8 protein-coding genes are annotated in these 9644 nt (G+C 67.3%); 2 read left to right on the top strand and 6 right to left on the bottom strand.

Features of this window, described 5'->3' with window-relative positions:
* Positions 1-406: 406 nt before the first annotated feature.
* From tyrS to J2X98_RS01700, 3 genes are read right to left on the bottom strand one after another with little or no spacing between them, the layout of a single operon-like run.
* Complete coding sequence (gene tyrS / locus J2X98_RS01710; protein ID WP_307303689.1) at positions 407-1720, bottom strand: tyrosine--tRNA ligase; 1314 nt, start codon at positions 1718-1720, stop codon at positions 407-409.
* A 34-nt stretch (positions 1721-1754) separates the two neighbouring features.
* Entirely contained in the window at positions 1755-3983 is a 2229-nt protein-coding gene (locus J2X98_RS01705) for a HelD family protein (RefSeq protein ID WP_141940825.1), read from the bottom strand.
* Between the two features lie 51 nt (positions 3984-4034).
* Positions 4035-4715, bottom strand: a complete 681-nt coding sequence (locus J2X98_RS01700) for a DNA-3-methyladenine glycosylase (RefSeq protein ID WP_307303686.1) — start codon at positions 4713-4715, stop codon at positions 4035-4037.
* Positions 4716-4844: 129 nt separating this feature from the next.
* Between J2X98_RS01700 and J2X98_RS01695 the strand changes: the two genes are divergently transcribed.
* The gene (locus J2X98_RS01695; protein ID WP_307303684.1) at positions 4845-6320 is read left to right on the top strand and encodes an AlkA N-terminal domain-containing protein; all 1476 of its coding nucleotides are present in this window, start codon (positions 4845-4847) and stop codon (positions 6318-6320) included.
* Positions 6317-6811: a methylated-DNA--[protein]-cysteine S-methyltransferase gene (locus tag J2X98_RS01690; protein ID WP_307303683.1), complete on the top strand. Its 495-nt coding sequence runs from the start codon at positions 6317-6319 to the stop codon at positions 6809-6811. The genes J2X98_RS01695 and J2X98_RS01690 overlap by 4 nt, the downstream gene beginning before the upstream one ends.
* A gap of 26 nt (positions 6812-6837) precedes the next feature.
* On the opposite strand, the gene J2X98_RS01685 is transcribed toward J2X98_RS01690, so the two are convergent.
* The 3 genes from J2X98_RS01685 to argH form a co-directional block, all read right to left on the bottom strand.
* The gene (locus J2X98_RS01685) at positions 6838-7575 is read right to left on the bottom strand and encodes a maleylpyruvate isomerase family mycothiol-dependent enzyme (RefSeq protein ID WP_307303682.1); all 738 of its coding nucleotides are present in this window, start codon (positions 7573-7575) and stop codon (positions 6838-6840) included.
* 21 nt (positions 7576-7596) lie between these two features.
* The gene (locus tag J2X98_RS01680) at positions 7597-8145 is read right to left on the bottom strand and encodes a pyridoxine/pyridoxamine 5'-phosphate oxidase (protein WP_307303681.1); all 549 of its coding nucleotides are present in this window, start codon (positions 8143-8145) and stop codon (positions 7597-7599) included.
* 69 nt (positions 8146-8214) lie between these two features.
* On the bottom strand, positions 8215-9642 hold the full coding sequence (gene argH / locus J2X98_RS01675; RefSeq protein WP_307303679.1) for an argininosuccinate lyase: 1428 nt from the start codon (positions 9640-9642) through the stop codon (positions 8215-8217).
* Positions 9643-9644: the final 2 nt, after the last annotated feature.

Genomic DNA, 9644 nt, shown 5'->3' with positions numbered 1-9644 from the left:
ACAGGGGCGGCACGATTCGGCAAATTCAACCAATTACATACATAATCGGTATCAACAAACTTGGCACACTATTGAGTTCTCAAACAACAGACACATATCGAATACTCGCCGGAAACAATTCAAAGAATTTCTATTCCGTATTTCTTCGCTGCGATGTTTTTATCTTATTTCATTCATATTCACTTTTGCAAATCCGGTGATTTTCCCGGAATTCACTCGGTGGAATGAATCCGCCCAGCAGAATAAGAAGCAATTTCTCCAAGTCCGCGTGTTCCGCGGCAAGAATTGCTTCTCATTAGTCGGGGGTTTGTCACCACTCAGCGGCGGCGACTCAGAAAACAATACACGCCCCCCAGCGGCCGTGCAAATCGGCTGCCGAAGGGCGTGCATGAAGGTGCGGAAGATGCTAGGGAACCAGTACTTCAACAGTGGCCAGGTTCCTCTTTCCCCGGCGCAGCAACAGGTACTGGCCGTGCAGAAGTTCGTCTTCGGAAATCACGGCTTCAGGATCGGACACCTTCTCGTTGTTCACGTAGGCGCCGCCCTCCCCTACAGTCCGGCGGGCAGCAGACTTGCTTTCGGAAAGTCCGGACGCCACCAGCAGGTCCACGATGCCCATTTCATCCACCTGCACGGTTGCAGTGGGAAGTTCGGAAGTGGCGGCCTGGAGGGTTGCCTTGTCCAGCGCGGCCAAGTCCCCGTTGCCAAACAAGGCTGCCGAGGCGGCAATCACCTTCTCGGTGGCTTCCACGCCGTGCACCAGTGAGGTCACTTCGAAGGCGAGCTTCCGCTGTCCTTCGCGGGCGAAGGGGCGCTCGGCCACGGACACCGCGATCTCTTCGATCTGGGCCCGTGTCAGGAAGGTGAACACCTTGAGCCGGTCCACCACATCGGCATCTGCCGTATTGAGCCAGAACTGGTAGAAGGCGTACGGGCTGCACATGCCGGCGTCGAGCCAGATGGCGTTACCCTCGCTCTTGCCGAACTTGGTGCCGTCCGAGTTGGTAATCAGCGGCGTTCCCAGCGCGTGGACGCTCTTGCCCTCCACCTTCCGGATCAGTTCAGTACCGCTGGTGAGGTTGCCCCATTGGTCAGAACCACCGGTCTGCAGCACGCAGCCGTAGTCGCGGTAGAGCTGCAGGTAGTCCATGCCCTGCAGGATCTGGTAGCTGAACTCCGTGTAGCTGATGCCCTCGTCCGAGTTCAGCCGGGATGCCACGGCGTCCTTGCGCAGCATGGTTCCCACCCGGAAGTGCTTGCCCACTTCCCGCAGGAAGTCGATGGCGCTCAAGGGCGCCGTCCAGTCCAGGTTGTTCACCATCCGGGCAGCGTTGTCCCCGTCAAAGCTGAGGAAGCGCTCCACCTGGGCCTGGAGGTAACCAACCCACTCCGCCACCGTGTCCTTGGTGTTCAGGGTGCGTTCCGCCGTCGGACGCGGATCGCCGATCATGCCGGTGGAGCCGCCCACCAGTCCCAGCGGCTTGTGGCCGGCCAGCTGGAGGCGGCGCATGACCAGCAGCTGGACCAAGTTGCCCAGGTGCAGGCTCGGCGCGGTGGGATCGAAGCCGCAATAGTACGTAACCGGCCCGTTGGCGAGGAGCTTTTCCAGCTCTGCTTCGTCGGTGGAGACATGGACCAGCCCACGCCACTTCAGTTCCTGCCAAATGTTGGCGAAAGTGGGGTCGTTGCGCTGCGGTTCGAGGTTGTTCAGTTCTGGCACGCTTCCTAAGTTAGCAGTAACGCCGGAGGCCCTGTCAGCCGGCAATCCCGGCGGGTACGGGTTGGGCCGCGATCAGGCGCAGGCGCTGGGTGGCGCGGGTCATGGCCACGTAGAGGTCCCCTACCTTGCCGTGCTCGTGGTTGAGCATGGTGGATGGTTCCAGGACCACGACGCCGTCGAACTCCAGGCCCTTGGCCTCGCGCGGGCTGATCACCACGATGTCCTGTTCGTAGCTCCCGGCCCCGCTCCCGATCCGTCGCCCGTACACGGCGCGCAAGGCTGCCGTGGCCTGGGGCAGGAGGTCACCGTCGGCGATCACGGCGAGCAGGCCGCCGTCGAGCGCCCCAAGTTCCTCCGGAAGGACCTCGACGAGCCGGTCCACCACCGCGCCGGCGGAAACTTCATCGATGATGGGCGCCCAGCGCCCTTCCCGCACAGCCTTGGGCGCGGAAACCACCAGGCCGGCTGCGTTGGCCATCCTGACGGCGGCCTCCGCGATCTGGGACGGAGTGCGGTAGTTGACAGTCAGCTCCTCCAGCTGCCAGCGGTCACCGAACATGGGGGCCAGGGCCCCCTGCCAGGAGTTGGCCCCAGCCACGGAACTCGTCTGCGCGATGTCACCCACGATGGTGAACGACTTCAGGGGGCACCGCCGCACCAGCAGCCGCCACTGCATGGGCGACAGTTCCTGTGCCTCATCCACCACGATGTGTCCGAACGCCCACGTGCGGTCGCTCGTGGCGCGCTCGGCGGCGGTCTGCCGGGATTCCTGTTCCCGGTTCTGCTCGGCAAGCTCCTCCGCGGACATCAGGGGGTCCACCCCGGCGGCCTGCATATTGACCAGGGTCTGCTTCGCGTTGGCGAGGTCCCTGGCACGGTCGTGCTCCTGTTGGGCCAGCCCGCGGCCCGCAGCCGGGTCCAGCTCGCCCAGCAATTCGGCGGCTTCGTCCAGCAGCGGCACGTCGGATTCGGTCCACGGGGCGTCGGCCGGGCGCTGCAGCAGCGCCCGCTCGGCCGGGCTCAGGTTGGGGGTGCAGAACTCCAGGATTTCCGGCTTGCTGAAGAGGTCGGAGATCAGCTTCTCCGGCGTCATGGGCATCCAGCACAGGTTCAGGGCGATCCGCACGTCCCTGGCAGTCCGGACGTCCTCGGCAAGGTAGGAGCGGTCGGCGTTGTTGCCGATGTTCCCGGCTTCGACCAGTTCGGTCATTTGCTCCGTCAGCTCGCGCAGCAGGATCTTCACGAATGTCACACGGGCCTCGTTGTACGGCTTCCCGGTGGCGCGGGCACGTTCCCGGGCACGGCGGACCTGCCGCGGCGTCAGGGTGAGCTTGCGCCCGTCCACCTCGAGGATCCGGTTCTGGGCGGGGACACGCATGCGGTTGGACACGGCATTGGCCACGATGGCCGCCATGTCCAGGCGGCCCTTGATGGCGGCCACATCCGCGTCCGTTTCGGGCACGGCGTTGATCCCGGGCATCAGGCGGCCCAGGCTGGCCATGACCACGCCGGTCTCACCAAGCGAGGGCAGCACGCGTTCGATGTACTTCATGAACGACGACGACGGGCCCACCAGCAGCACGCCGGCGCTCTTGAGCCGGTCACGGTGGGTGTAGAGCAGGTAGGCGGCACGGTGCAGGGCAACGGCAGTCTTGCCCGTGCCCGGGCCGCCCTGGACCACGACCGCACCGGAGATGGAGGACCGGATGATGCGGTCCTGCTCGGACTGGATAGTGCTGACGATGTCCGACATGCGGCCGGTGCGCTTGGAGTTCAGGGCAGCCAACAGGGCACCTTCGCCCTGGAGCGATTCATCATCGGTGAGCATGGCGGCGTCCAGCACATCGTCCTCGATGGCCTTCACTTCGCGTCCCTGCAGGATCAGGTGACGGCGGCGGCGCACGCCCTGGCGGTCGAAGGCCGTGGCCTGGTAGAAGTGCCCGGCTTCCGGCGCACGCCAGTCAACCATCAGCCGCTGCAGGTCCTCGGTGGTGAGGCCGATTCGGCCAATGTACTGCGCTTCCCCGGAGTCCAGGTCCAGGCGGCCAAAGACCAGCCGGTCATCCACCGCATCCAGCTGCGCCAGGCGGTCCTCATACAGTGCGGCGAACGCGTCACGTTCCGAAACGTTCTGCATGGTGCCCACGGCTCCCGCACGGCGGACCTGCGCCAGCTGGCCGCGCTTCTCCTCCCGGAGTTCCTCCAGCCGGGCATACAGGCCGGCTACATACTCCCGTTCGTGGGCCAATTCGGCGTCGTGCATTAACGTTCCCCTATCGCGAAAGACAGACCGTCCATTCTACAACCATTTCCGTTAACGCTGGTGAAACCCCGGTGGCTCGGCAGCCGGTTTGCGGATTCGTTGCTTCGCCGCCTTGTACTTGGAAACCGTGGGGTCCCCGGCAAGCCAGAACCGCCAGGCGTAGTCCGCGGAACCCCCGGCGCCCGCCACGCCCACGCGCGGGCCGGAACTGACGGGCCCTCCGGGTCCGGCCGGAAGCTCCAGGGCGAACGGCGGCGCCAGCGCATCCCGGCCGCTGTCCGCCGTCGTCAGCCCGAGTGCTTTGGCAAGGCGGGCCGGACCGCTGGCCAGGTCGGCCGGGCTTTTCGACGTCGGGCGGCGGCGCTGTGCCAGCTCGATGCCTTCCACGACCTCACCTGCCCGCAGCAGCAGCGCGGACGCGACGCCAGCCGGACCGCAGACAATATTGGTGCAGTGGTGCATGCCGTAGGTGAAGTACACATAGAGGTGCCCGGCGGGGCCGAACATGGGGGCGTTGCGTGGCGTGGGCCCGCGGTAAGTGTGCGAACCGGGGTCCGGATGCAGCGAGTCCTCAGGCCCCATGTAGGCCTCCACCTCGGTGAGCCGGACGGACACGGCACCATCCCGGGATTCGTGGGTCAGCACGGCGCCGAGCAGCTGCGGGGCCAGCTCGCGGGCGTCTGCGGACAGGAATTCCCGCAGTGCTTCCATTGCCCCAGTGCTTTGGTTCATTGCTTGACCTTACCCGGATGCTGCCGGTTTCATCTGCGTGGCCAAGGCCCCGGCACGCGACTTTTCCGCACCCACGGCCATGTCCGATTTCCGCTAGTACCGGTACGCCTCCACTGGCAGGATAGAGGAATGGACTTCTGGCAGCGCTACCGGGCAATCGATGCCCGCGATCCCCGGTTCGACGGCCAGTTTTTCACCGCCGTCCGCAGCACCGGGATCTACTGCCGCCCCTCGTGCCCCGCCCGCACCCCTAAGGCATCGAATGTGACATTTTACGAGACCTCGGCCGCCGCGCACGAGGCCGGCTACCGCGCCTGCAAGCGGTGCCTGCCGGAGGCGGTCCCGGGCACTCCGGCCTGGAACGTCCGGCAGGATATTGCGGGCAGGGCCATGCGCCTCATCAATGACGGCGTGATCAACCGGGACGGGGTGGGCGGCCTCGCTGCACGCCTCGGCTATTCGCCGAGGCAGCTGAACCGCATTTTGGGCCAGGAGCTCGGCGCCGGACCGCTGTCCCTGGCCCGTGCAGCGCGGGCCCAGACCGCCCGCACGCTGTTGGTGTCCACCACGATGAAGCTCGCTGACGTCGCGTTCGCGGCCGGCTTCAGCAGCGTGAGGCAGTTCAACGAGACCATCGCCGAAGTGTTCGACATGACACCCACAGCCTTGCGCAAAACCGTCCGCCACCCGGGGTCCGGCGGCACCACCGCACTGGTGTTGGGCCTGCCGTACCGCCCACCCTTTGATCCGGGCATCTTTTCCTTCCTGGCCGTCCGTGCCATCCCGGGGATCGAGGAGGGCACTTCCACCTCCTATGCGCGCACGCTGAGGCTCCCCCACGGCGATGCCCGTTTCCGGGTGGAGTACGACGACGGTGCCCGGGGGCGGCCGCTGACCCTCACCGTCGGCGCGGTTGACCTGCGCGACCTGCCAGTGCTGCTCAGCCGCGTTCGAAGGCTCTTCGACCTCGACGCGGACCCGGAGGCGATCGATGAAGCCCTGGGCACCGACCCCCGCCTGGCCGCCTCCGTCCGCGAAGCTCCGGGAGTGCGGCTGCCGGGCGCCCTGGATCCACAGGAACTGCTGGTCCGCGCCATGGTGGGCCAGCAAATCACCGTGGCCGCGGCCCGGACCGCATTGACCTACCTGTCGGCTGCGGGCAGTCCTACGGGTTCACCCGGAGACGGCCTGGACCGGTTGTTTCCAACTCCCCTGGAAATCGCGGCGGCAGGAGATCTGCTCCGTGGTCCGAGGCGCCGAACGGAATCACTGCTTCATGCCGCGAACGCGATGGCCGGCGGGAGCCTGGAGTTCGGGTACGGCGACGACCTCCCCGGCCTCACCGCGGCGCTTTTGCCGCTTCCCGGCGTCGGGCCTTGGACAGTGGGGTACGTCGCCATGCGGGTCCTCGGCGCCCCGGACATCTTCCTCGCCAACGATGCCGCGGTCCGGAACGGAATACGCGCCCTCGATAATGGAGGGAGTGCTTTGAGCCAGGACTTCCGGGAGACCAGCCCGTGGCGCTCCTACGCCACCATGCACCTTTGGCGTGCCGCTGCCCGGCCTGCCGCCGCAACCACCGCTCCTGTGAGAGGGAAGCCATGAAAGCCCAAATGCTGCAGCTGTCCACCCCGGACGGTCCCTTCACCATCCTTGCCCGTGACGGCATGGTCCTCGCGTCGGGCTGGACCGCGGGCCTTCCGGAGCTGGTGGGACAGGTCCATCCGGCGCTGCGCCCGGACGCCGTGGACGAGGTGGCAACCCTTGGCGGCATCTCCTCCGCCGTCGAGGCTTTCTACAGCGGCGACCCCGCACCGGCCATGGCCGTCCCCGTCCTCCAGCAGTCGGGCCCGTTCCGCGCCCATGCCTGGGACGTCCTGCGCCAGGTCAAGCCCGGTTCACCCGTCACGTACAGCGAGTACGCGGCACTGGCAGGCAATCCGCGCGCCGTGCGGGCCGCGGCCAGTGCCTGCGCCTTCAACGCGGCAGCCTTGTTCGTTCCGTGCCACCGCGTCATCCGTACGGATGGCTCGTTGGGCGGTTTCCGCTGGGGCCTGCGCATCAAGGAGAGCCTGCTGGCCCGCGAAGCCGCCTGACGCCGGGCAACTCCCCGAACCCGGTGCTACTTGGGGTCCGGGATTGCCGAAGGCCAGGGCAGGAGGCCGGGAAGGTCCGTGCCGTCCCCGGCGGCGGTGGCCCGCAGGCTGTCCAGGGACGGCGTCCGGCCGGCCAGCCACGCGGCGATGTCGGTGACCATCCCGCTGACGACGACGGTGCTGCCGCCGGCTCCGAGGGCCAGGGGCGGCAGTGCCATTGGCTGCAGCACCAGCCGCTTGTCGGCCGGTATCCGTGCGGCGAGGAAGTCGAAGAGGTTGGAGCAGAATTCCCTGCTCCAGGTTTCGGGGCCTGCTCCGGTGTCCAGGTCCGAGGTGTGGATGACCAGTTCCCGCCAAAGCGCCAGCCCGGCGTCGAAAATCACGCCGTCGCGGAACGCGATGTGTGTCTGCCACTCCTCGCCGTCCAAGGCATCGAAGGCCGTGAGCGCCCGCTGCATGGCCTCGTCGACGTCGTCCCGGTGCTGCTGAAGGCTGTGCCCGGCGGCAAGATCGATGGCCCGGTTACGGCCGTCCACGCCGCCGTCGTATAGCTCCACGGTCTCGCCGCGCCGGCCGTATTCCACCTGGCGGGCCAACGCATTACAAATACCGGTTATGTGGGCCAGAAGGTGTCCGCGGCTCCAGCCGGGAAGGGCGGACGGAGCGCGTTCGCCACCGTCGGGGATGCGGTCCATGGCGGCGGTCAGCGCCGTGGCGGCCTTGTGCAGCCCAGCCAGCAGGCCGGCAGGAGAAGGAGAGGTCATGCGGCCAGCCTAGCGGAGCCGTCAGGAGAGCGGCCGTCCGTCCGGCCCGACACGGTGGCGCACGTGATGCCCGTCGTTGCTGGCCTGCCAGAACTCGATCTCAACAGGCTGCAGGGCGTAGAGCTGCCAGTGCGGGTTGTCCGTGCCGTCAGCCCTGGGGCGCTCATGCCAGTCAACGGCGGACGCCTCCGCGGACAGTTCGGTCACGGCCCCAACTACGCGGACCTGGCGGCCCAGCCCGGGCCAGTAGAAGTTCATCGCCGCCCGGGGTGACTCCGCCAGTTCCCGGCCCTTGCGGGAGGTGCGGGACGTGGCGAAGTGCCAGCCGTCGTCGTCGATGTTCTTCAGGATCAGCATGCGCGAGGACGGCTGCGGCTTGCCGTTGGCGTCTCCGCCGACCGTGGCCAGGCTGAAGGCATGCGGCTGCTGCTCACCGGCATCCATCGCCTCGTCCAGCCACTGCTTGAAGAGCAATGCCGGGTCCTGCGGCGCACTGTCCGGGTCGAAGCCGGGCAGGTCGGACGGAAAGTCGGGCAGGGTGCGAAGGAACTTGCGGAAGGTTTCGCTCATGGCCCCAGCCTAGCCACAGACGCCGAGGGACCCGGGCCAATGCCCCGGGACCCTCGGCAGCAATGCGTCCTACCCGGCGTACTCCCGCACGCCGGCCAGCTCGCCTTCCAGCGCGGCCAGCTGGCGTTCGACGGCGGCCGGCGCCGTTCCGCCCTGGGAGTTCCGGCTGTTGAGCGAACCCTCGGTGGAGAGGACAGTGCGGACCTCGGGCGTGAGGTGCTCCGAGATCGCCGCGTACTCTTCGTCGGTCAGGTCCCACAGCTCAACGCCGCGGGACTCTGCCTGCTTCACGGCGGCACCGGAGAGCTCATGTGCCTCGCGGAACGGAACGCCCTGGCGGACCAGCCACTCGGCGATGTCCGTGGCCAGCGCGAAGCCCTGCGGGGCCAGCGACTCCATCCGCTCAGTGTTGAAGGTCAGGGTGGCGATCATGCCGGACACGGCCGGGAGCAGCAGCTCCAGGGTGTCGGCGGCGTCGAACACCGGTTCCTTGTCCTCCTGCAGGTCGCGGTTGTAAGCCAGCGGCAGGCCCTTGAGCGTGGCCAGCAGCCCGGTGAGGTTGCCGATCAGGCGCCCTGCCTTGCCGCGGGCCAGCTCGGCAACGTCCGGGTTCTTCTTCTGCGGCATGATCGAGGACCCCGTGGAGTACGAATCATCCAGCGTGACGAAGGAGAACTCCTTGGTGGCCCAGAAGATGACTTCCTCGGAGATCCGGGACAGGTCCACGCCGATCATGGAGCAGACCCAGGCGAACTCGGCGAAGACGTCGCGGGAGGCGGTGCCGTCGATCGAGTTGTGCACGGCGGAAAAGAACCCGAGGTCCGCGGCCACGGCCTCCGGGTCCAGGCCCAGCGAGGACCCGGCCAGCGCGCCCGAGCCGTACGGTGAAACCCCGGCCCGCTTGTCCCAGTCCTGGAGCCGCTGCACGTCGCGCAGCAGGGCCCAGGCGTGGGCCAGGAGGTGGTGGCTGAGCAGGACCGGCTGCGCGTGCTGCAGGTGGGTGCGGCCGGGCATGGCGACACCGTGGTGCGCCTTGGCCTGCTCCACCAGGGCGTCCACGGTAGCCAGGACACCTCGGGCGATGATCCGGGCGTGGTCGCGCAGGAACATCCGGCCCAGGGTGGCCACCTGGTCGTTGCGGGACCGCCCCGCACGCAGCTTGCCGCCCAGCTGGGCACCGGCGCGCTCGATCAGGCCGCGTTCCAGCGAACCGTGCACGTCCTCATCGGACTCCGCCGGCAGATAGGCACCGGAGGCCACGTCCTCGTCCAGCTTGGTGAGGGCTTCAAGCATCCCCTGCAGCTCGGCGTCGTCCAGCAGCCCGGCCTTGTGCAGCACGCGTGCGTGCGCCTTGGAACCGGCAATGTCGTAACGCGCCAGCCGCCAGTCGAAGTGCGTGGACTTGCTCAGCGCCGCGAGGGCATCCGCGGGACCGCCGGCGAACCGGCCGCCCCACAGCGCGCCTGTATTAGTAGCCTCCGTTTTTTGCTCAGCCACAG

This window comes from Pseudarthrobacter enclensis, from assembly GCF_030811655.1.
Lineage (GTDB): Bacteria > Actinomycetota > Actinomycetes > Actinomycetales > Micrococcaceae > Arthrobacter > Arthrobacter enclensis_A.
This window is presented reverse-complemented; position numbering and strand designations above follow the sequence as displayed.